We start from the raw sequence: 561 nt of genomic DNA on the forward strand, positions 1-561 counted from the left end.
GGGTGCTTCTTTCAACCTTTGTCTATGCCGAGGACCGGAATCGAACCGGTACGATCGTTACCAATCGCAGGATTTTAAGTCCTGTGCGTCTGCCAGTTCCGCCACCCCGGCCTCCTCAAGCGAACGACGGGATTCGAACCCGCGACCCCCACCTTGGCAAGGTGGTGTTCTACCACTGAACTACGTTCGCATTGCTTTCTTTATATAAAAAAATGCCGGCTACATGACTTGAACACGCGACCCTCTGATTACAAATCAGATGCTCTACCAACTGAGCTAAGCCGGCTCATTATTATTCTATTATGCGGGTTAAGGGACTTGAACCCCCACGCCGTAAAGCGCCAGATCCTAAATCTGGTGCGTCTGCCAATTCCGCCAAACCCGCAAAATATGACCCGTACTGGGCTCGAACCAGTGACCCATTGATTAAAAGTCAATTGCTCTACCAACTGAGCTAACGAGTCTTAAAATAATTTTCATTATCTTAACGGTCCCGACGGGAATCGAACCCGCGATCTTCGCCGTGACAGGGCGACGTGATAACCGCTACACTACGGGACC

Annotated in this window: 6 tRNA genes; all 6 read right to left on the reverse strand. The window is 50.6% G+C overall.

Annotated elements, in window-relative coordinates:
• Positions 1–25: 25 nt before the first annotated feature.
• Positions 26–111, reverse strand: a tRNA-Leu gene (locus O3642_RS09730).
• A gap of 7 nt (positions 112–118) precedes the next feature.
• Positions 119–190: transfer RNA gene (locus O3642_RS09735), tRNA-Gly, on the reverse strand.
• A 23-nt stretch (positions 191–213) separates the two neighbouring features.
• Positions 214–286: transfer RNA gene (locus tag O3642_RS09740), tRNA-Thr, on the reverse strand.
• A gap of 17 nt (positions 287–303) precedes the next feature.
• Positions 304–385 (reverse strand) — tRNA-Leu (locus O3642_RS09745).
• Positions 386–391: 6 nt separating this feature from the next.
• Positions 392–464: transfer RNA gene (locus O3642_RS09750), tRNA-Lys, on the reverse strand.
• A 24-nt stretch (positions 465–488) separates the two neighbouring features.
• Positions 489–561, reverse strand: a tRNA-Asp gene (locus O3642_RS09755).

This window comes from Streptococcus sp. 27098_8_66 (assembly GCF_041431945.1).
GTDB lineage: Bacteria > Bacillota > Bacilli > Lactobacillales > Streptococcaceae > Streptococcus > Streptococcus dentalis.